Source organism: Desulfatiferula olefinivorans (assembly GCF_054657895.1).
On sequence record NZ_BAAHXV010000003.1, the window covers coordinates 185,653 to 207,348 of the forward strand.

Here is a 21,696-nt window from a genome sequence, read left to right on the forward strand (position 1 = left end):
CCTGTGGATCGCGGTGGTCAGATTCTGCTGTCCCGGACCAGCCGGGCAAAATGCTCGAAGGACCGGTCGTAGGTTTTTTCGGCGTCCGCAGGGAAACAGCAGGCCGGAAGCTCGCGGCTTTTCAAGTGATAGCTCAGGCAGTCGCAGCACATCCCCTTGCGTGAGCAGGACGGATACGAGCAGTTGCAACGGGTCAGATTCTTTTCCTTTTTGCATTCCATGGTCAATCCTTCTTACAACAGTTTCAGGTCCCAGTTCCAGGTTCCGGGACGTTTGCGCATGGTCACCGGTCCGGGGACCTCGTCGTTCATGTGGGCGAACAGGCTGTAACCCGCCCGGATGAGCTCGTCCTTTTTGGCGGACAGATCCAGAATCCAGTTGGGATAGACCCATACCTCCGAGCCCTGGCGGGCGGCCCAGGCCTCTTCGCCTTTGGGGCTTTTAAAGGGGACAAAGGGTTTCAGGTCCGTCGAAAGGGTTCGTGAAATCGCCAGGGGCATGGGCCCGCTGAGTACCAGACCCAGGGGCAGGGGGCTCTGGGCGGCCAGTTCCAGGAAATCGTCCCGGGCAAGTTCGGGGCCGGCGAATACCCCTTTGAAGCCCAGGTCGGCCAGAGTCTGGACGGCGATGCCGTTGGTGATGTTGCAGAACGGCCCGGCCCAGAGGTCCAGGGAGTCGGGTTTCGGGAAAAAAACGATCTGCCAGGGCGCGTTGAGGACAAACTGCCTGCCCCCTTTTTTCAAAGCACGCGCGATGCGTCCGGTCCAAAGATCCTCGTCTTCAGGCCAGATGACCGGCGGCAGCCACCACCTGCAGGACGAGCCCAGTTTGCCCGGGACCGCATCCAGCGTATCGTCATCCAGCCAGAGACCGTCACCGGCCTGAATCCGTTTGGGGGCCCGGCGCATGACACGGTATTCCGTGACGGGAGCCTTGCCCCGTGCTTTTTTTCGGGGTGTCGGCGGCAAAACGAGCCGGCTCTCCGACGGGGTCACCGTCTCGGACGGGATGGTGGAAAGTTCCTGGTCCAGATCCCGGAGCAGACGATCGAGTTCCTTTTCCCGTCGGTCGATCAGAAAGACCGGGCTGTCCTTGGCAGGCGTTCGTCGGTCCTTGAACGTCAGGGTGAGGCGCCCTTTTTTGGGGATGGATTGGAATACCTTCCAGACGGCATGCCCCTCGGCATCCTCATAGCCGATACGCAGCAGATCGCCTGCCAGAAGGTCGAATCGGGGAACGAGGAAGGGGGCGTGTGAGGGCCCCTTGAGCTGCCCCACCAGGAGGCCGGATCCGGTCTGGATGCCGGTGTCCACGGGATTTTGCGGCCTCTGGCTGAGAAAGTTGTAATGGCCGGCCGGCCGGCCGAGCGCCTGGCCAAGCAGGCCCAAAGCCGTTTTCTTGGCCTGGGGATCCTGCCCCTGGTCCCGGAGCATCCGGTAGGCCGTGACCGTGTAGTACACGTAGTGGGGGCCTTTTTTCCGCCCTTCGATTTTCCAGGTCGAGACCTGGGGGATGGTCCGAAGCACCTTGACCAGCACATCGAGGCTCAGATCCCGGCAGGAGAAGAACCGTTTCCGGTCAGGGCCCTGGCTGTACATCCGCCGGCAGGGCTGGACACAGCGGCCGCGGACGCTGCTTTTGCCCCCGAGAAAACTGCTCCAGTAACAGCGGCCGGAAATGCCGTAACACAGGGCGCCGTGGATGAAGACTTCGAGGTCCATGCCCTGGGGACAGGCGTCGGCCATCTGTTTGATTTCGTCGACAGAAAGTTCCCGGGGCACCACGGTTCGTGAAAAGCCCAGTCGGTCATGGACGAGAGCCAGTCCCCTGGGGAAGCTCAGGTTGGCCAGGGTGGACAGATGAAGTTGGCCGGTGAAACCCGCCTGCCTGGCGATGGTCCCGAAGGCCGGATCCGCGACGATCAGAGCGTCGGGTTTCACATGGCGAACCAGTTTGTCCACCAGATTGACGGCCTTGTCCACATCGGAGGGCTTCAATATGGAATTGAGGGCCACGTAGACCTCGATACCCCGACGGTGGGCCAGCGTTGTCAGGGCGGCCAGTTCCTCGGTGCCGAAGTTGTCCGCCTCCATCCGGGCGGAAAAGAGTTTGAGGCCGCAGTACACGGCATCGGCGCCGGCCGCAACCGCCGCCAGAAACGAGGCCTTGTTTCCGGCCGGAGCCAGTATTTTCGGGGTATGTGAGGTATCAGTCATGCCGATCAGGGTATCATAATCCCGAAGGCGGAGAAACGGTTTTCTTCAGGGCAATCGCATGTCTGATCATTAAAACATATGGTCCTCATGGATTCATGCCGTTCACGTTTACGAGCACGTTCACGATGGTGGTGCCGGGCTGTGACAAGCCATGCTTCCTTCGTGCTCTTTGTGTTCTTCAGGGAGCGCAGCGACCGGGTGGTTGAATGCATTGACCACGAAGCCCACGAAGAGCATGAAGGAAAAGAGCCCCGGCTCTTTTCTGTGGTGACATGGGATGCCCACAGGAGTGTTGCCGTGCGGCATGCCCCGGCATGTAAGGATGAAAAACGCCGCCCCCAGGGGTGGGGGCGGCGTTTGGGCCGGATCAGTAGTTGATGATCAGGGTCGTTGAAAAAATGGTGTCCGTCCGGTCCAGGGAGCGGGGGACGGGGTGGTTGACGTATTTGACTTCGTAGGCGGTTTTCAGAGAGACCATGTCGGTCAGGGAACAGACCAGCGCGGTTTCGGAGTTGGCCTGGTATTCCTCGCCGTCTTCAAGATCCACGGCGTATTTCACGGTCTGGGTGAATTTGTTTTTTTCGGTAAAGGCGTATTCATACTGCGCCAGAGCGTTTCCCTGAAAAAAATCCTCGGTGGTGTCGTCGATGTATTCTTCATCCACATAATTGACACCGACCTCGGATTTGAAAAAATGCTTGGGACCGTTGAGAAAGATATAACCGCAGGCGGGACCGACGTAATACTTGTTCTCGATACCGGCGAATTTATCCTGGAGCCACCCGGCGAGCAGGGACGAATAGAAATGCTCGGTCAACAGGTAATCGGCCCGGAGTTCGGTGGCGTACTGCTCGGCGTTTCTCACGTCATCACTTTCACCGTACAGGGCGCTGATCAGCCACAGGACGTTGAGTTTTTCCGTGGCGGCCCAGGTCAGGGTGTTCTTGGCTTTGAGCGTCGTGGTTTCCGTGTTGCCGCTGGTGTCGACATAGGAAAGCTCGGCCTCGTTTTTGACGGTTTTGTCTTCCGCATGAAGCGGGGCGGCGCAGAGCGATAGAACCAATACCAGCCAGATCCATCTGTTTTTCATGATACGTTTCATTCCTTTCATATGGCGAATGCCGGTTACATGGGTTTCAGTTCAACACGACGGTTCAGGGCCCGGCCTTCGGCGGTGTCGTTGGTGGCCACCGGACTTTCGATGCCGTAACCTTTTGCGCTGATGCGCTCGGCGGCAATGCCCTTGGAGACGATGTAGTCCATCACTGCCCCGGCCCGTTTTTCGGACAGGCTCTTGTTGAATGCGGCGGAACCGCGATTGTCGGTGTAGCCCTGGACTTCGAGTTTCATGTCGGGGTTGTTTTCAAGAACGGTCACGACCTCATCGAGGTTGGGAAGCGACTCGGCCATGATGGTGGTTTTGCCGGTTTCGAAACGAAGATCCTTGATGCTCCAGCAGCCCCGGGCATTGACCGTGGCGCCGATGGGCGTGCCGGGGCAGGCGTCCTTGTCATCGCTGATGCCGTCCTTGTCGGTGTCAACCGGGCAGCCGTTTTCATCGACGGCCACACCCTTGGGCGTATCGGCGCAGGTGTCTTTGGAATCGGCGACGCCGTCGCCGTCACGGTCGGTTTCGACGGTTGCCGCCGCCACGGGGCATCCGTTATCATCAACGGTCACGCCTTGTTCGGTGCCGGGGCAGGTGTCTTTGTCATCGGTCACGCCGTCGCCGTCGCTGTCCACCGGACAGCCTTTGCTGTCCACAGTCACGCCTTTGGGCGTTCCGGCACAGGCATCTTTGGAATCGGCCACGCCGTCGCCGTCACTGTCCGCTTCGACCACCGGAGCGGGCGCAGGTTTTACTTCCTGTTTCGGTTCGTCGGCGGGGGCGGCTTTGTCCCGGTCGCCGCCGAAGCCGACCACCATGCCCACGGTGTAAAGCAGGTTGCTCTGGGTGTCGGTGAAGGAGATCAGGTGACGGACATCGGCCCGGAGGGCGATGGTTTCGGTCAGGTAGTATTTCAGGCCGGCACCGTAGTTGACCATGAAATCGGTGTCGTTCTCCACGTCGCTGTTGCTGAAGGTCACGGTGCCGAGCCCTGCAGCCACATAGGGCACCAGGGACTTGTCCGGCGTGAGGTTGTAGAACAGGTCGAGCCGGGCCGGATAGACGTCCACGTCCACATCGCCGGGATCGGCCTCGGTGGGGGTCATGTTCACGAACAGTTCCGTTCCCAGGCATTTGGTGAACTGGTAGCCCAGGCCCAGGCCGAAGGTCATGGCGTGGTCGAGTTCTTCATCGCCGTGGAAGGGATCCTGATTGCCTTCGAACACGTGGCCGCCGATCATGGGGGATAAAAAAACTTCCCCGGCTGCGGGGCCGCAGAATGCCGCGGGTGCGAACAACACCAATGACAAAACCGTGACGGTCACATGCATCAAAATGCCTTTCATTGGATGTACCTCCGTTTGTAAGTAATAAAAGAACCATGACCGGGTGTTCCGGTCATGGTGGGTTTCAATAAAGACGGCTTCGTAAAACGTCCGATATCTGCGTTACGCGTCATCCCTCGTCACTGCGGCGTACCTTAAGTACGCCTCATTCCTCGGGATTCGCGACGCATTGAACTCGAACGTTTTTCTTTGCCGTCATGTGACGACGTTTTGCGAGTTCATCAATAAAGGATTGCTTGTTTTTCGGAGTCGCGGTTCGGAGTCGCGGGACGCTGCGGCCATGTTTGTTACATGGGCAGAACTATACAGGAAATAAGGTTTCTGTTCAAGGGGTTAGTCACAAACATCCGGACGCCGCCACAGACGGTCCTTTCCCCTGACATACCCCAGGGATTTTATCGTATGGAGCAGGTAGACATCGAGAAATACCAGGGTGGAGCGTGGAAAGGTGATCCGGGCCAGGTATTGAACCAGGTCAGACGGATGGCTGAGAAGGGCGGACAGGGCCTCGTCAAAGCCGAAAGGCCTGTCAAAGGATGCGATGACGGACCGGGCTGCCTCATGAACGTGCTTGTGCTGATGCCGGATGGTATCGATGTGCCCGGCGATGGCGTCGGTTCCGAACAGGGGGTAGTAATGGCCCTGGAACAGGACGTCCACGCCTTCTTTGGTGACGAAATCATGAAGCCGGTCAAAGGTCTGATCGATCTTTACGACATCCCCGTACTGGATGTCGTTGGCATTGAGAAAATTCAGGGCGTCTCCGGCGAACAGGGCCTTTTGGTCTTTCAGGTAATACACCAGGTGATCTTCGGAATGGCCGGGGGCTTCCATGGCGAAAAGGCCGTCATCGATGCGCCACCCGGTGATCGTCGTGTGATCAAGGTCGATGGATTCTCTGGCTTCGGGTGTCAGGTAGACGGCCCGGGAACGGCCCGGCCGGATCAGGCCCACGCTGTTCAGCGAGTAAAGATAACTGACCGCAAACAACGCGGCGGCGGGGAACAGCCGGGAGAGTCTGGATGAAAGAAGCATTCCCCGGACCATCCAGCCGGGAAACATCCTAAACCGCCTGAGCATGTCGGGAAGTTCCATTTCCCTGGCCATGGTGAGGATCTGTCCGGTGCCGTTGGTCCGCAAATAATGAATCCGGGTCCGGACCCAGTGATGGTAGTAGATGCGGGACCCCCGCCCGGCCGCCCAGCCGTTGTTGGCGCAGTGGTCGTTGTGGTAGTGGGAGCACAGGACATGGAGGGGGCCGTCTGTTTGAAGATAAGGGCGAAGCTCCTTGCGTCGCCTGGCCCCGAAGGCCGGATCTAGGACGTAGAGGGTGTCTCCGATTGCAAATAGACAGGTGTTGGCCGCCGAACTGGCCCGGTTCAGCCGGTCGGTGTCCGAGAACATTCGGATCCCCCGTGCTTCGATTTGTTTCAGAATATCATCGCGGGTCATGCCCTTCCTCCCCCTTCACGGGTAATCACACCATTCAAACCGTCTTGGGGTGATAACAAAACAATGCTATCCAGGCAAGGGGTATTGATGCTTGCAGCCTTAGGGCCTGTAAAAAAAGAACCCGACCATCTTGCATCCCGGCTTCGGGCCATCTTTCGTTGTGGCTCAATCGCAAAATCCTCGACGTAGCTCGGGCTACGCCTGTGGTTTTGCTCAATCACCACAACAAAATCTGACCCAAATCTGTGCGCAATATAGCCATGTTATTTTTTGACAGACCCTCAGGGCCGATACCTTATCAGGCTTTCCTGGGCCATGGTGGCGACCAGAAGGCCGTCTTTGGTGAAGACCATGCCCCGGTTCATGCCCAGGCCGTGGGAGGCGCTGGGGCTTTCCATGGCGTAGAGCAGCCAGTCGTCGACACGGAAATCCCGGTGAAACCAGATGGCGTGGTCCATGCTGGCCACCTGCATCTTTGGTTCGAAGAACGTATGGGCGTGGGGCAGCAGGCTGGTGGTAGCCAGGTTGAAGTCCGAGGCGTAGGCCAGAAGGTAGGTGTGGACGGCCGGATCGTCGGGCAGCGGACCCACAGACCGGAACCAGGTCTGGTGATGGGGCGGCCGTTTGTCCGGCTTGAAGGGGTTGACCGGATTGACCCTGCGGATTTCGATGGGCCGGTCGCAGGTCAGTTTGGTACGGAGCGGCTCGGGGATTTTGTCCTTGATCATCCGGGCCATCTCCAGTTCGGACATCAGGCCCTCCGGGTCCGGGGCCGGGGGCATGTCCGCCCGGTGCTCGAATCCGGGCTCCCGCAGATGGAAGGACGCGGCCATGGAGAAAATCGGACGGCCGTTCTGGATGGCCACAACCCGCCGGGTGGTGAAGCTTTTGCCGTCCCGGATGCAGTCGACGCTGTACACGATGGGCAGTGTCGGATCACCGGGCCAGAGAAAATAGCCGTGGAGGCTGTGGACCGACCGGGTCGGGTCCACGGTCTGGGAGGCCGCCGACAGAGACTGCCCCAGCACCTGGCCGCCGAAAATGTTGCCGAATCCCAGATCCTGGCTCCGTCCTCTGAAAATGGTTTCCTCAATTTTTTCGAGCTTCAAAAGGTCCAGCAGTTCTCTCAATACCGTGTCAGACGCTGTAGCCTGTGCGGATGGGGTCATGGGTCATGTCCTTTCAGGGGTCGAAGATATCTGAAGTGCTTTGCTGACAATTTCATACACCGCCTTGGACAGCCCCGAGGTCGTTGAAATCCTTTCCAGTTCCTGCTTCATCAGGGTCTGCCGTTTTTGATCCAGGCGGTCCCATTTGTTGAACGCGGTGACGATCCGGGCCGCGATGCTGCTGTTGATGTTGTCCTGACGTATCACCTGGTCGGCGACAAATCGGTAGCCCCGGCCGTCCGGGGCATGGAAATGAACGAAATTTCCATGGGCGAAGGTGCCGATCAGGGCCCGGACCTTGTTGGGGTTTTCCCTGGAAAAGGCCGGGTGAGTCGTGAGGGCGATGACGGTGTCCAGGGTGTTGGGGCAGGCGGAGGCGGCCTGGACGGCGAACCATTTGTCCAGCACCAGCGTGTCGGTCCGGAAACGGTTGTAAAAATCCTCCATGGCCCGGGTTTTCAGTTCATGATCCTGGTCGGCGATCAGGCTCAGGGCGGAAAGGGCGTCGGTCATGTTGGCGGCGGACCGGTACTCGTCAAACAATCTGGCGGCGCTGTCGTCAAGCGACCGGGCCAGGTAGGACAGGGCCGTGTTTTTCAGCTTCCGCCGGGCCACGGATGCGCTGTCGATGGCGTAGGGCCCCGTCTCCCTGTTGTTCTCGACACAATCGCGGAACAGGTCATGAAGCTTTTTGGAAAGGGTGTCGAGAAGAAACTCACGGGCCGCGTGGATGCCCTCCACATCGATGAACCCCATGCGGTCCCCCAGTTCGGTTTCACTGGGAATGTTGAGAATCTGGGCGATCAGGGCCTTGTCGGCCCGGGAATCGGTGAGGGTCTGCGCCACGGCTGAGACGAGGTCCGGGGACAGGGCCATGGGGCGGCCGTGCTTCCGGTCGTCGATCAGCGCCGCGATGGTCCGCGTGAACAGACTCTGGGACGCGTCCCACCGGTTGAAGGCATCCGAATCGCGGGCCATCAAAAACATCAGGTCGTCGAGGCCTGCCGTGGACGTCACGGTGACCGGAGCGGAAAAACCCCGGAACAGCGAGGGTACCGGTTCGTCGGTGATGCCGGTGAAGCGAAAGGTCTGCCGGGCCCGGGTCAGGGGCAGGGTGCGTTCAACGCGGGCATCGGATTTCGATTCGCCGTCGAGGATCAGGGGCAGGGCCCGGCCGTTTGAGTCGAGCAGGCAAAGCGTCATGGGAATCAGCATGGGCTTTTTCCCACTCTGGCCGGGGGTGTCGGGAATTGTCTGGGTGACGGTCAGGATGAACTGTGCGGCCGTTTTGTCAAACTGTTTCTCGATGGTTATTTCGGGGGTTCCGGCCTGGGAATACCAGAGCCGGAACTGGGACAGGTCCATGCCCGAGGCGTCTTCCATGGCTTTCACAAAATCCTCGGTGGTCACGGCCTTGCCGTCGAACCGTTTGAAGTAGAGATCCATGCCCCTGCGGAAATCCGAGGGACCTGTGAGGGTATGGATCATCCGGATCACTTCGGCCCCCTTGTTGTAGACCGTGGCCGTGTAGAAGTTGTTCATCTCGATGTAGGCCTCGGGCCGGATGGGATGGGCCATGGGGCCTGTGTCCTCGGGGAACTGGCTTGCCCTCAGGGTCCGGACGTCGGTGATGCGCTTGATGGCCCGGGAACCCATATCCGCGGAAAATTCCTGGTCGCGGAATACCGTGAGCCCCTCCTTGAGGCTCAATTGGAACCAGCTGTTGAGGGTCACGCGGTTGCCGGTCCAGTTGTGGAAATACTCATGGGCGATGACGCCTTCGATGTTCTGGTAATCCGAATCCGTGGCGGTGTCGGGCCGGGCCAGCACGTATTTGGAGTTGAAGACGTTCAGCCCCTTGTTTTCCATGGCCCCGGCGTTGAAGGCGTGGGTGGCCACCACCATGTAGACGTCCAGATCGTAGCTGACGCCGTAGACCTTCTCGTCCCAGGCCATGGCTTTTTTGAGGGATTCAACGGCGTGACCGCACTTGTCCTCGTCGCCGTGGTCCACATAGAACTTCAGGGCCACCGTCCGCCCCTCGGCGGTGGTGAAACGGTCTTCCACGCAGGCCAGGTCGCCCGCCACCAGGGCGAACAGATAACAGGGCTTGGGAAAGGGGTCCTCCCACATCACCCGGTGTCGGTTGCCGTCCAGGATGTCCGTGCCCACACAGTTGCCGTTGGACAGAAGGACCGGGTATGTGTTTCTGTCCGCCGTAATGGTGCAGGAAAAGCGGCTCATCACATCGGGTCGGTCCGGGAAAAAGGTGATGCGCCGGAATCCCTCGGCCTCACACTGGGTGATGAAGGTGTTTCCGGCCATGTAGAGACCCTCGAGGGCGGTGTTGTTCCGGGGCCTGATCCGGGTTGTGATCGCCAGGGTAAAACAGGGGGGTGGGGCGGTGAGGGTCAAAACCTCGTCCCGGAGCGTGTAATCGTCGGCACCCAGGGACTGGCCGTCCAGGGAGATGGCGATCAGTTCAAGGTCGCGGCCGTCCAGGTTGAGGTCGCCGCCGGTGTCTCCGTGATCCGGATTCCGACGGATATCCATGAGCGAGCCAATCAGGGCGTGGTCGTCGTACAGGTCCACATCGAGGTGGATGCGATCCACCAAATACGATGGGGGCTGGTAATGTTTCAGGTATTTCACCAGGTTTTTTTTCATGAAGGAAATCTCCGCGTGTCGATGATTCAGATGACGGTCCGTAAAACTCCTATCCTAACCATGATCTGGAAAAGATCAAGGTGCCAGGCCGGGTGCCCCTGTCGCCAAAAAAACGATTGCATGGCCCACGTGATTCATTTATGGTCATGGATCACAGCTTGGGCCGACGTCCCATCATCCGAATTGAAAAATGTGACCATGATAATGTGAACCGTCTTGTTTGGCAAGGAGATACCCGATGAAACGATTCGTGCTGCCTGTGTTTTTCGTTCTGGCGCTTACGGCATGCAGCAGCAAGGACATCCGTCCCACCGACCTGGGTGTCAAGGCCGGCTGCCTGGTGCCTTGTCCGAAAAAACCCAATTGCGTGGTCAGCAATCCCTTGGATCCCAAACACTATATTTATCCCATTCCCTACGCCACGGATCAGGAGGTGGCCTTTGGCGTGCTTCGGGAGGTCGTAACGGCCATGGAGGGATGCACGATCATCGAGGAAACGCCCCTGTATTTCCGGCTGGAATGCCTTGACGGCGGCGGCGATGTGGAGGCCGATGTGGAATTGTATTTCCCCAACGAACCGGTGATTTTTATCCGTTCGGCCTCACGGGGAGGGTACTGGGATTTCGGAGCCAACCGCAAACGCCTGGAATGGATCCGGGCCCGGTTCAATGAGAAAATCCGTGACGTCAAACTGCCTTTTCTTCCGGAAGAGACCGGGGACGGGGAATGATGCGTCCTTAAATAATGGCCTTCAGTTCGGCGATCAGCCGGGCCATGTCCTCCCGGGAGAGGTCCCGGGTCACGGTCCCGCCGCCGGGGTGGGAGAGGGACAGGGTGCAGCCGCTGTCGGTTGGGGTCAGACGGAACGATTCGCCCGGGGCCATTCGGACCCGGGGGGCCAGCCAGTCATCTGCGTTGAACTCGGCGATCTGGATCAGCACCCCGAACGCGTGTCGGGGATGAATGAACAGCTCCTTCCAGTAGGCCTCCTTGTATTCGTTGTAACCGAAGTAGGGGATGGCTTCACGGTCCAGAGTTTCCATGGCCGTTTGAATATCCGGGGTCTGTAGGGTGATGTGATGGACCCCGCCCTGACGATCGGAAAGGAAGGGATCGAGAAAGCTGCCTTTGTCCGTGGCCCCCAGAATTTCCAGACGGCTCAGATCGCCCAGGGAAAACATCTGCCAGCGGTACTTCATGTGATCGTCCCGGGCCCCCGCGCCGGGTGTTGCCCCCAGCAGGCGTTCGAAGAAGTCCCGGGCCTTTTCCTCATCGCGGACGGCGATGGACACGTGGTCGATGCGTGAAATGATCATGCGTCTCCTTTATTTCAGACCAAGGGCCCACAGGCCCGTTCCCGTTCGGCCAGGGCGAGGGCCGAGCGGACCATGTGGGCGAAGCAGGCGTTGTTCAGGGTGATGTATTTGACCAGCCGGTCGTTTCTCGGATCCAGGGTCCGGAGGATGGCCCGGAAGTCCTGGCCCTGATCAAAACGGTCTTTGACGGTCCCGTAAAAATCCAGCAGAAAATTCAGTTTGGCGGCCATGGCCTTTTTTCCCCCGGTCAGCGTGGGCCGGTGGGCGCAGAACAGGGTGTCGAAGTCGAGGGCCAGAACCTTTCGGAGCGAACGGATCTGGTCTTCCAGGCATTCGTCGGCCCGGAAAAACTTGATTCTTTCCCCCAGAAACAGGTCGCCTGAGAAAAGAAAACCGTGGTTTTCCTCAAGGTACACGGTGTGATCGTGACTGTGCCCCGGGGTGTGAACGGGCCTGATCCGGAAGCCGCCGGTGTCGATCTGCTCAGGGTAAGGCGTCACCTCCACGGGCTCGCTTTTCCCCCAGACCAGATGCTGATAGGGCCGGATGCGGAAACGGTGTTTCAGGATGGCCGCCGTGTCCGGATGACCAAGAACCCGGCTTCCGAAGCGCTCTTTCAATTCGCCGGCATTGCCGCTGTGGTCCTCGTGATGGTGGGTGACAAAGATCAGCTCCGGGGGATCGGCTTCCTGACTCTCTACTATGGCCTTGCGCAAATGGCGGATGCCCGTGTCGAAGAGCGCCTCTCCCAGCCTGAAACACCAGGCCGTCATGATGGGCGGACCCGCTATGCTCACCCCGGCGTTGTATCCGGTGACGGGTCCGAAGTCTTTGATATGGAAATGTTTTTTGAGCAGTGTCATGGCGCGGTTCTCCACGAAGCGAACGAAGCAGGTCGTCATCAATCCCGAAAGCTCACAGGTATCACAGAAACGGAGCTAAAAAAATATCAAATTGCCTCGATCATAAAAGGTAGAAAAGGTAGAAAAGGGACATGCAAATTATACATTTTATCTCTTTACATTGCCGTATTTCTTCTGATAGGTTCAATCCGATGTTTACATAATCTTGCCTTCATCACACAGGAGGGTACCTCATCATGCCACGAACTACCCGGATGCTCAGTTCGGATCAAAAGAGCGTATATCATGTGATTTCCCGCACGGCCCTTGACGGTTTTCCCTTTGGCCCGGTGGAAAAAGACCGGTTCGTTTCAATTTTGAAATGGTTTGCCCGGATCTATTTTGCGGACGTTCTCGGCTTCGCCGTCATGGACAACCATGTACACATCCTGGTCCGCATGCTGCCCGAACGGAATTTTTCCGATGCGGACATCGAAGCCCGTTTCAAGATCAAATACGGTGCCGATGCGGTGTTTCCGGTGGGCCGTATCGATCACTTCCGGGAAAAATGGTCAAATCTCTCCGAATTCGTTCGGGATGTGAAACAGACCTTTTCCCGCTATTACAACAAAACCAGGGGACGGAAAGGAACCCTCTGGGGTGAGCGGTTCAAGAGCGTGATCGTCGAACGAGGGGAAACCCTGATTAATTGCCTGGCCTACATCGACCTGAACGCCATCCGGGCGGGTATCGTCAAGCGGCCCGAAGATTACCGCTGGTGCTCGCTGGGCTACCACAGCCAGACCGGCAACCGGGATGGCTTTCTTTCCACGGACTTTGGCCTGGTGGAATTCGGTGAGATGGACGAGACGGAGCGATTCCGCCGTTATCGTCGCTTTGTCTATGAAGCCGGGTCGATAACCCGATCAGACGGGAAAAGCAAAAAGGTCATCGACAAAGTCATTGTCGATAAAGAACGTGAGCGGAACTTCGAACCCACTCGAACCGACCGGTTCATCAATCGGACCCGTTATTTCACCGATAGCGGCATCATCGGAAGCCGGGCCTTTGTGGCCGAGTATTATCAGCAGTTCAAGCATGTCTTTCAGTCCAGGCATGAAAAAAAGCCCAAGCCTATCAAGGGGTTGGAGGGCCTTTATTCCCTCAAACGTCTGTCGTCCTGACCACATCGCTATTAAAGACTCCAGCTTTAATCATCCATTTGTAAACGACCCAATGGAAAGGCCAAGCTGTTTCTTCGGGTTGGCATCTTCGGAAAAAAACTCGCGCTTCAACGGTTTTTGGACTGAAAAAAGTATGATTTCATCGCAGTGGGGAGGTGTAACTCCATCATAGCGGTTTCTTTAATGATCATCATGGCCGATGTTGGTCATCGATTTTGACCGGCTTTGTCGTGGTGAATAATTTGTATGTCCCTTTTGAGGGATTAAAGTTGGGGTTCGGATTGGCCGATAGGATGGGAACGAGCGGATTCCGGCCTGGTTTTCATGGAAAGAATCATTGAATGAAAATGAATATTCTGATTATCGATAACTCACCGGAAGATCTGGAACAGCTTAGGTTTCTTCTGAATCTGGGGGGGCATTTCGATCTGTTCAGTGTCGACTCGATATCCAAAGCGTTCAAGTTGCTGGGTGTGGGCGGCGCAAAGGATATGCTGAGTAAAACCTACGGGCTCATCATCATCGATATTTTTATGGAGGGGAACAAGGGTCTTGAGGCCTGCAAAAAAATCAAATCCATTCCGAGGCTCAAGGATATTCCTCTGATCGCGGTGACGGAGACGGTGAGCATGGAAAAAATGCTCATGGCCTTTGAAGCCGGTGTGTCCGATTATATCAGCAAGCCCCTTGACAATAAGATTGAACTCATCCCCCGGGTGAATTCCGCCATTAACCTGAAAAAGGAAATTGAGGAACGTAAAGCCCGTGAAAAAGACCTGATGCGGATGACCACGCTGCTTGAAGAGTCCAACAGCAAGCTTCAAACGGCGAACAAGCTTTTGAAAGAGCTGGCGACCATTGACGGTTTGACCGGCATTTCAAACCGAAGAAATTTTGAATCCTTCGGTCGTCGTGAAGTGAACGTGGCGAAGCGGAACAAGACCTGCGTCACCCTTTACATGATCGATATCGATTATTTCAAATCATATAATGATATTTACGGGCACCAGCATGGGGACAAGTGTCTGAAGATGGTCGCCCGTGCCTTGAAAAAGAGTCTGAACCGCCCCGGGGATCTCGTTGCCCGATACGGCGGGGAAGAATTCATCGCTCTTTTGCCTGACACGGATGTCAAGGGTGCGGAGGCCATTGCCCAGCGCATGCGATATCGGGTCGATGAGCTGAAGATCAAGCATTCCGGGTCCAATGTGGGCTCCCGGGTGACCTTCAGCATGGGGATCGCCTGCCGGGTTCCCGGCGGGGACACCACCTTGGAATCCCTGATCGCTTCCGCTGACAAGGCCTTGTATGAGGCCAAAAAACAAGGTCGAAACCGTTATATCTTTTATCGGTCCGATCAAGCCGATCAAGCGGAATAGCCTCTCTTCCCATTCCCCCTTAACGTATTTTATTTTCATCTTTACATCGTCCGGTCGATTTCTTATAGTGGCTGAACATACGCTGGGGGTGTCCCGCATGTCGGGACTGAGACGGAGAAATCCAACCCTTTGAACCTGATGCAGATCATACTGCCGTAGGGAAGCACTGAGACGACATTGTTTTTGTTTATCGAGCTTGCCTTCGGGCAAGCTTTTTTTTTGCCCGAAGCCTGCTAAGAGGCTTGGTAAAGGACATGCTCCCATGCGCATCTGTGTAAACGGTGAATACGAAGATCTTGACGAAGGACCGAGCCTTCTGGATTATCTGGCGGCCCGGAACCTTTCTCCGTCGGAGGTGGTGGTGGAGCGGAACCTTCTGATCGTGATGAAGGACGATTACGCAACGGTGAGGCTCATGGATGGCGACACGCTGGAAATACTGAGATTTGTTGGAGGAGGATGAGATGAGCAGGCAGGCGTTGGCAGACGATGTGCTGGTGATCGGGGGCACGGCCCTGACCAGTCGGCTTTTTACAGGAACGGGCAAGTATACGGCTGATACCCTGATTCCCCGGATCATCGACCAGTCGGGTGCCCAGGTGATCACCGTGGCTCTGCGGCGGGTGGATTTCCAGTCGACGACCGACAATGTGATGAAACATATCCCGAAACACGTGACCCTTCTGCCCAACACCTCCGGGGCCAGGAACGCCGATGAGGCGGTCCGTATCGCCCGGCTGGCCCGGGCCGCGGGCTGTGGAAACTGGATCAAGATCGAGGTGATATCAGACAACATCTACCTTCTGCCCGACGGCTATGAAACGGTTAAAGCCACGGAAATCCTGGCGGCCGAAGGCTTTGTGGTGCTGCCTTACATCAATCCGGACCTGATGGTGGCCCGCTCCCTGGTGTCCGCCGGGGCGGCGGCGGTCATGCCCCTGGGATCACCCATCGGAAGCAACCGGGGACTGAAAACAAAAGAGATGATCCGCATTCTGATCGAGGAAATCGATTTGCCCATTATCGTGGATGCCGGCATCGGGCGGCCGTCCCAGGCTTGTGAAGCCATGGAAATGGGGGCTGCGGCCTGTCTGGTCAACACGGCCATTGCAAGCGCCGCCGATCCGGCAGCCATGGGTGCCGCTTTCGGTGAGGCGGTCAGGGCAGGCAGGCGGGCCTTTCTGGCCGGACCGGGTGCCGAACGGGAGCGGGCCTCAGCCTCGTCCCCCCTGACGGGTTTCCTTTACGAGGAGGCACGCTGACCGATGGGTTTTTATGATGTGTTCAAAACATGGTCCCAGAGCCTGATCGACCAGCGGCTTAACGCCGTGGGACCGGAGGATGTACGTCGGGTGCTTTCCAAAACCCGGCTTGATGAATGGGATTATCTGACCCTTTTGTCACCTTCGGCCCGGGCGTTTCTCGAACCCATGGCTGGGCGGGCCCACCGTCAGACCGTGGCCCAGTTCGGACGGGTCATGGTGCTGTTCACTCCCATGTACGTCTCCAATTACTGCGAAAACCAGTGCATGTACTGCGGGTTCAACGCGACCAACCGAATCGCCCGCAAACATCTGACGTTTGATGAGATCGAGATCGAGGCCCGCCGCATTGCGGAAACGGGCCTCAAGCATATCCTGATTCTGACCGGCGAATCCCGCACCCATGCGTCCATGGATTATCTGAAAGGATGCGTCGCTATTCTTTCACGGTATTTCACCTCTATCGCCATCGAGATTTATCCGATGGAGACCGAGGCGTACCGGGAATTGAACCAGGTCGGGGTGGATGCCGTGACCGTGTATCAGGAAACCTACAACGAAGCCCTTTATGACCGGCTGCATGTGAAGGGACCGAAAAAAAATTACCGGTTCCGGATCGATACCCCTGAGCGGGCCTTAAAGGCCCGGATGCGTTCGGTGAACATCGGGGCCCTGCTGGGGCTTGACCGGCCGGATCGGGAAAGCTTTTACACAGGCATTCACGCCGCCTATCTTCAAAAACAGTATCCGGACGCGGAGATCAGTGTCTCGTTTCCCCGCATGCGTCCTCACGCGGGCAGCTTTGAACCCGACCATCCGGTGGACGATATCACCCTGGTCCAGAGCATTCTGGCCCTGCGCCTTTACATGCCCCGGGCGGGCATCACCATCTCCACCCGGGAAGACGAACGGTTCAGGAACCATATCCTGCCCCTGGGCGTCACCCGGATGTCGGCCGGCTCCACCACCGTGGTGGGCGGGCATACCCAGGAGGATCAGAATACGGGCCAGTTCGAGATCTCAGACGAACGGTCCGTGGCGGACATGGCGCGTTTTCTGGAAACTTCCGGTTATCAGCCGGTGTACAAGGACTGGCAGGCGTTGGGGCAGATGGATCATGAATGTGTTTGAGTCGGGGCTGCTGCGTTATCTTTGCGCGGAAGACCTTGACAAGGTCCGCGCCGTGCGGGTGGGGCTGGCCGGAGCCGGGGGCCTGGGGTCCAATGCCGCCCTCCATCTGGTCCGAAGCGGGTTCCGGAAACTGACTCTGGTCGACGATGATGTCGTGGACGCCTCCAATCTGAACCGGCAGTTTTTTTTCGACGACCAGATCGGGCAATCCAAGGTCTTGATGCTGGCCGACAACCTTTTGCGCATCAATCCGGATCTTGATCTGAAATGTGAGGTCGTCCGGATCGGGCCGGGAAACCTGGACCATCTGTTTGTCGACTGTGATGTGATCGTGGAGGCCCTGGACGGGGTGGACGGCAAGACCATGCTGGTGGAGTATGCCCTCGGCCGCAACAAGGTGCTGGTGGCCGCCTCGGGCCTGGGTGGTTTTGATAGTTCCGATGCCGTTGTCACACGGCAAATCCGGCCCGATTTTTATATGGTGGGGGATTTCAAAAGCGCGGTGACCGACACCTGTCCTCCCCTTTCGTTCCGCACGGGCATCACGGCGGCCAAGCAGGCCGAGGTGGTCTTCCGGGTGGTGACGGGACGGGCCTGAACACGACAGAACCCAAGCAAGGGAGTACACTATGAAAAAACAACCATGCAATACGGATATCTATTGTCTGACCGGGGAGGCCTTTTCAAAAGGCCGCTCGAACATCGAGGTGATGCGCCAGGCCATCGAGGCCGGGGTGCGCACCATCCAGTACCGGGAAAAGGACAAATCAAGGCTTTCCATGTACCGGGAATGTGTGATACTGCGAACCATGACCGCAGACGCCGGGGTGTGTTTCATCATCAACGATTACGTGGATCTTGCCATGGCCGTGTCGGCCGACGGCATCCATGTGGGCCAGGACGACCTGCCGGTTCCCGTGATCCGGGATCTGACCGGCGGGGAGATGGTCATCGGGCTGTCCACCCACACGCCCGATCAGGCACGGGAAGCCGTTCGCCTGGGCGCGGATTACATCGGTGTGGGACCGATTTTCAAAACCGGTACCAAGAAGGATGTGGTGGACCCGGTGGGTTTCGACTATCTGGATTTTGTGGTGTCCGAAATCGATCTGCCCTTTGTGGCCATCGGCGGCATCAAGGCACACAATGCGGAAACCCTGGTGCGGCGCGGGGCGGGCTGTCTGGCCATGATCACCGAGATCGTGGGCGCCGATGACATTGGAACGATGATCCGGACCATCCGGAACACGATGACTAAAGGAAGACAATCATGACCTATACCACCCAGATGGACGCGGCCAGAAAAGGCGTTCTGACCGAGCAAATGAAAATCGTGGCGGCCAAGGAAAAGATGGCTCCGGAACGGCTGATGGACCTGATGGCCCGGGGCCGGGTGATTATTCCGGCCAACAAAAATCACAAAAACCTGGATCCCGAGGGGGTGGGCGAGGGTCTGCGGACCAAGATCAACGTCAATCTGGGAATTTCCAAGGACTGCTGTGATGTGTCCATGGAACTTGCCAAGGCGAAACTCGCCGTCGATCTCAAGGCCGAAGCCGTCATGGATCTGAGTTGTTTCGGCAAGACCCGGGAGTTTCGGCAGGCGTTGCTGGCCATGTCCCCGGCCATGATCGGCACCGTGCCGATTTACGACGCCGTGGGGTTCTATGAAAAAGATCTGAAAGATATCACCGTGGATGAATTTTTCAAGGTGGTGGAAACCCACGCCGAAGACGGGGTGGATTTCGTGACCATCCATGCGGGCCTGAACCGGCAGACCGCGGAAAAGGTAAGGAACAACAAACGTCTGATGGGCATTGTGTCCCGGGGCGGGTCCCTGCTTTATGCCTGGATGCACCTCAACCAGGCGGAAAATCCGTTTTATGAGCATTTTGACCGGCTTCTGGATATCTGTGAACGCTACGACCTGACCCTGAGTCTGGGGGACGGCTGCCGTCCCGGAGGACTGGCCGATTCCACCGACGCCGCCCAGGTCGAGGAACTGATCGTGCTGGGCGAGCTGACCAAACGGGCCTGGGAACGGAATATCCAGGTGATGATCGAAGGCCCGGGCCATATGGCCATGAGCGAGATCGCCGGCAACATGATGCTTGAAAAACGCCTCTGCCACGGGGCGCCTTTTTACGTGCTCGGCCCGCTGGTCACCGATGTGGCGCCGGGTTACGATCACATCACCAGTGCCATCGGCGGAGCCATCGCCGCCGCCGCCGGGGCGGATTTTCTCTGCTACGTGACCCCGGCCGAACATCTGCGGCTGCCCACGGCCGACGACATGAAAGAGGGGATCATGGCCTCGCGCATCGCGGCCCATGCGGCGGACATCGCCAAAAACCTGCCCGGGGCACGGGACTGGGACAACGCCATGAGCGAGGCCCGCTCGAAGCTTGACTGGGAGAAAATGATCGAACTTTCTATTGACCCGGAAAAGGCGAGGCGCTACCGTGAAAGCTCCAAACCCGAACACGAGGACAGCTGCACCATGTGCGGCAAGATGTGCGCGGTGCGAAACGTCAACCGGGTCCACGAGGGCAAGAACATTCAGTTAAGCGACTGATGACCGGCCCCAAACCGCCTTCAATCAATCAGGAACCTTGTTCATGAAACAGGTGAAACGGAATTCGATTCTCTGCCCCAACTGCCGGAAACTGATCAGCGCCGATGAGCGGATCTGCCCCTATTGCAGCATGCTGCGCCCTGGGTCGGCCCTGAAAAACAATCCGGTGATCCGAAACATGGCCGATGCCCGTCAGGTGACCCTCGCCGTTATCTGGATCAATGCCGTCATGTATGTGATCTCCCTTCTGGTCAGCGGGCCGGGCATCGGGTTTTCCATGAATCCTCTGGAGACCCTGTCGCCCTCGTCCGAAAGCCTGATCCTTCTGGGTGCCACGGGAACCTATCCGATCAATACCTTTGGACTCTGGTGGACCCTGCTTTCAGCCAACTACCTCCACGGCAGCGTTTTGCATATCCTGTTCAACATGCTGATGTTCTGGCAGCTGACCCCCCTGGTGGCCCGGGAATACGGCCCTTACCGGATGGTGATTCTCTACACCCTGGGCGGCATCGCCGGCTTTGCCGTATCCTACGCGGCCGGAGTGACGTTTACCATCGGCGCTTCGGCGGCGGTCTGCTCCCTGGTGGGTTCCCTGCTTTATTTCGGGAAAAGCCGGGGCGGGCTCTATGGTCAGGCCGTGTACAAGCAGATTTCCGGCTGGGTGATCAGTCTGTTTTTATTCGGTTTTCTTGTGCCTGGTATCAACAACTGGGGCCACGGCGGCGGAATTTTGGGGGGGATCATCCTGGGACGGCTTTTGGGATACAATGATATCCTCAAGGAAAAATCCGTTCACAAGACATTGGCCTTTCTTTGCGCGGGGGGGACGATTCTCGTGCTGGTGTGGGCCCTGATCCATGCAGGGCTGTACACATTCTTACGCGGCGCGTGATCAGGGCGGAGCGTTTATTCTAACATCCATATGCTGAGCGGTATTCCCAATCGAAGGAGAGACGGCAATGATCATCGGACATGGCGGCAATATTCATGATGTGGCGGCAAAGCTGGGCTGTGAGGCCACGGACATCATCGACATGAGCAGCAACCTGAATCCCTTGGGCCCCCCCGACGGACTGGCCCGGTTTCTGATCGACCAGATGGAAACGATCATCAGTCTGCCCGAGGTGAATTCGAAAAAAATCACCGGCCTTTTGGCCGATAAATACGGCATTCCCCACGAAGGGGTGTTGGCCGGAAACGGCACCACCCAGTTTATCTATTCGATTCCGGCGGCCCTTGGCACCCGGAAGGCTCTGGTCGTGGGCCCCAGCTATGCCGATTACAAGGACGCCTGCACCCTGCACCAGGCCGACTGCGACTATTACCTCACCCGGGCCGAAGACGGCTTCGCCCCGGACATGGATGATCTGGTCAAGGCCGTGGACGGCAAGGATACCGTGTTTATCTGCAATCCCAACAATCCCACGGGGTTTCTCTGGGACCGTGATGCGCTTGCGGAACTCTGCCGGGCCTTTCCTGAAACCTTTTTCGTGATCGACGAGTCCTATCTGCCCTTTGCGGCGGACAGTTACGGCACCAGCGCCATCGGCCTCCGTCTGCCCAATGTCATCGTGCTGAATTCCATGTCCAAGATTTTCCGGATTCCGGGCTTGCGGGTGGGTTTTCTTTTGGCGCCGGTGACCCTTATCTACCGATTTGAAAAATACATTCTTCCCTGGAGCGTCAATGCCCTGGCCCAGGAGGCCGTGGGCTACATCCTGGAAAACCCCGCACTGACCGATGTTTTTCTCGATACCAGCCGCCGCTTCGCGGCTGAGGAGAAACAAGCCTTTTTATCGAGCATCGAAGGTTTGGGCGCCCTTCAGGCCGTTCCCGGGGCGACGTATTTCGTGCTGGCCCGGCTGACGGGTAGCATGGATGCCGCAGGGTTGTGCGCGGAATTGCTCAAGGATCGGATTCTGATCCGTAACTGCGGCAATTTTGTCGGCCTTGACGACCGTTACGTGCGGTTTTCCCTCAAGGACCAGGACACCAACCGGCGGCTGGCGGACCGGCTTCGGGCCATCGTGCGATAGAGCGTTTTAC

The 21,696-nt window shown here is 57.8% G+C and carries 20 protein-coding genes and 1 riboswitch; of the genes, 11 read left to right on the forward strand and 9 right to left on the reverse strand.

All coding sequences use genetic code 11. The features are described from left to right. Positions 1 to 17 precede the first annotated feature (17 nt). From ACYQ11_RS03985 to pepN, 7 genes are all read right to left on the reverse strand, one after another. Positions 18 to 221: a DUF6485 family protein gene (locus ACYQ11_RS03985; protein ID WP_459922451.1), complete on the reverse strand. Its 204-nt coding sequence runs from the start codon at positions 219 to 221 to the stop codon at positions 18 to 20. 12 nt (positions 222 to 233) lie between these two features. Next, entirely contained in the window at positions 234 to 2,216 is a 1,983-nt protein-coding gene (locus ACYQ11_RS03990; protein WP_459922452.1) for a peptidase U32 family protein, read from the reverse strand. Positions 2,217 to 2,583: 367 nt separating this feature from the next. Beyond that, positions 2,584 to 3,306, reverse strand: a complete 723-nt coding sequence (locus ACYQ11_RS03995; protein ID WP_459922453.1) for a DUF481 domain-containing protein — start codon at positions 3,304 to 3,306, stop codon at positions 2,584 to 2,586. A gap of 35 nt (positions 3,307 to 3,341) precedes the next feature. Further along, entirely contained in the window at positions 3,342 to 4,670 is a 1,329-nt protein-coding gene (locus ACYQ11_RS04000) for an OmpA family protein (protein WP_459922454.1), read from the reverse strand. Positions 4,671 to 5,003: 333 nt separating this feature from the next. After that, a complete protein-coding gene (locus tag ACYQ11_RS04005; RefSeq protein ID WP_459922455.1) occupies positions 5,004 to 6,122 on the reverse strand; it encodes an MBL fold metallo-hydrolase in 1,119 nt (372 codons plus the stop codon). Positions 6,123 to 6,403: 281 nt separating this feature from the next. Beyond that, the gene (locus ACYQ11_RS04010) at positions 6,404 to 7,291 is read right to left on the reverse strand and encodes an acyl-CoA thioesterase domain-containing protein (protein WP_459922456.1); all 888 of its coding nucleotides are present in this window, start codon (positions 7,289 to 7,291) and stop codon (positions 6,404 to 6,406) included. Between the two features lie 3 nt (positions 7,292 to 7,294). After that, positions 7,295 to 9,958 carry an aminopeptidase N gene (gene pepN / locus ACYQ11_RS04015; protein ID WP_459922457.1) on the reverse strand — a complete coding sequence of 888 codons (2,664 nt, stop codon included), beginning with the start codon at positions 9,956 to 9,958 and terminating at the stop codon, positions 7,295 to 7,297. Positions 9,959 to 10,196: 238 nt separating this feature from the next. On the opposite strand from pepN, the gene ACYQ11_RS04020 reads away from it, so the two are divergent. Beyond that, complete coding sequence (locus ACYQ11_RS04020; RefSeq protein ID WP_459922458.1) at positions 10,197 to 10,688, forward strand: DUF1499 domain-containing protein; 492 nt, start codon at positions 10,197 to 10,199, stop codon at positions 10,686 to 10,688. Positions 10,689 to 10,695: 7 nt separating this feature from the next. Here the strand turns inward: ACYQ11_RS04020 and ACYQ11_RS04025 are convergent, their stop codons facing one another. After that, positions 10,696 to 11,274 (reverse strand): VOC family protein, encoded by a 579-nt coding sequence (locus ACYQ11_RS04025; protein ID WP_459922459.1) that lies wholly within the window; start codon positions 11,272 to 11,274, stop codon positions 10,696 to 10,698. 14 nt (positions 11,275 to 11,288) lie between these two features. After that, positions 11,289 to 12,137 (reverse strand): MBL fold metallo-hydrolase, encoded by an 849-nt coding sequence (locus ACYQ11_RS04030; protein ID WP_459922460.1) that lies wholly within the window; start codon positions 12,135 to 12,137, stop codon positions 11,289 to 11,291. A gap of 236 nt (positions 12,138 to 12,373) precedes the next feature. On the opposite strand from ACYQ11_RS04030, the gene ACYQ11_RS04035 reads away from it, so the two are divergent. The 10 genes from ACYQ11_RS04035 (at position 12,374) to ACYQ11_RS04080 (ending at position 21,686) form a co-directional block, all read left to right on the forward strand. Next, positions 12,374 to 13,300: a transposase gene (locus ACYQ11_RS04035; RefSeq protein WP_459922461.1), complete on the forward strand. Its 927-nt coding sequence runs from the start codon at positions 12,374 to 12,376 to the stop codon at positions 13,298 to 13,300. 341 nt (positions 13,301 to 13,641) lie between these two features. After that, a complete protein-coding gene (locus tag ACYQ11_RS04040; protein ID WP_459922462.1) occupies positions 13,642 to 14,679 on the forward strand; it encodes a GGDEF domain-containing response regulator in 1,038 nt (345 codons plus the stop codon). 74 nt (positions 14,680 to 14,753) lie between these two features. Beyond that, positions 14,754 to 14,858, forward strand: a riboswitch (TPP riboswitch). A gap of 83 nt (positions 14,859 to 14,941) precedes the next feature. Then, positions 14,942 to 15,142, forward strand: a complete 201-nt coding sequence (thiS, locus tag ACYQ11_RS04045) for a sulfur carrier protein ThiS (RefSeq protein ID WP_459922463.1) — start codon at positions 14,942 to 14,944, stop codon at positions 15,140 to 15,142. A 1-nt stretch (position 15,143) separates the two neighbouring features. Next, a complete protein-coding gene (locus tag ACYQ11_RS04050; RefSeq protein ID WP_459922464.1) occupies positions 15,144 to 15,941 on the forward strand; it encodes a thiazole synthase in 798 nt (265 codons plus the stop codon). A 3-nt stretch (positions 15,942 to 15,944) separates the two neighbouring features. After that, entirely contained in the window at positions 15,945 to 17,072 is a 1,128-nt protein-coding gene (gene thiH, locus ACYQ11_RS04055) for a 2-iminoacetate synthase ThiH (RefSeq protein WP_459922465.1), read from the forward strand. Further along, positions 17,059 to 17,670: a sulfur carrier protein ThiS adenylyltransferase ThiF gene (gene thiF / locus ACYQ11_RS04060; protein WP_459922466.1), complete on the forward strand. Its 612-nt coding sequence runs from the start codon at positions 17,059 to 17,061 to the stop codon at positions 17,668 to 17,670. The genes thiH and thiF overlap by 14 nt, the downstream gene beginning before the upstream one ends. Before the next feature lie 31 nt (positions 17,671 to 17,701). Next, the gene (thiE, locus tag ACYQ11_RS04065; RefSeq protein ID WP_459922467.1) at positions 17,702 to 18,346 is read left to right on the forward strand and encodes a thiamine phosphate synthase; all 645 of its coding nucleotides are present in this window, start codon (positions 17,702 to 17,704) and stop codon (positions 18,344 to 18,346) included. After that, a complete protein-coding gene (gene thiC, locus ACYQ11_RS04070) occupies positions 18,343 to 19,647 on the forward strand; it encodes a phosphomethylpyrimidine synthase ThiC (RefSeq protein ID WP_459922468.1) in 1,305 nt (434 codons plus the stop codon). The genes thiE and thiC overlap by 4 nt, the downstream gene beginning before the upstream one ends. A gap of 43 nt (positions 19,648 to 19,690) precedes the next feature. Further along, positions 19,691 to 20,542 carry a rhomboid family intramembrane serine protease gene (locus ACYQ11_RS04075; RefSeq protein WP_459922469.1) on the forward strand — a complete coding sequence of 284 codons (852 nt, stop codon included), beginning with the start codon at positions 19,691 to 19,693 and terminating at the stop codon, positions 20,540 to 20,542. A 67-nt stretch (positions 20,543 to 20,609) separates the two neighbouring features. After that, the gene (locus ACYQ11_RS04080) at positions 20,610 to 21,686 is read left to right on the forward strand and encodes a pyridoxal phosphate-dependent aminotransferase (RefSeq protein ID WP_459922470.1); all 1,077 of its coding nucleotides are present in this window, start codon (positions 20,610 to 20,612) and stop codon (positions 21,684 to 21,686) included. Positions 21,687 to 21,696 lie beyond the last annotated feature (10 nt).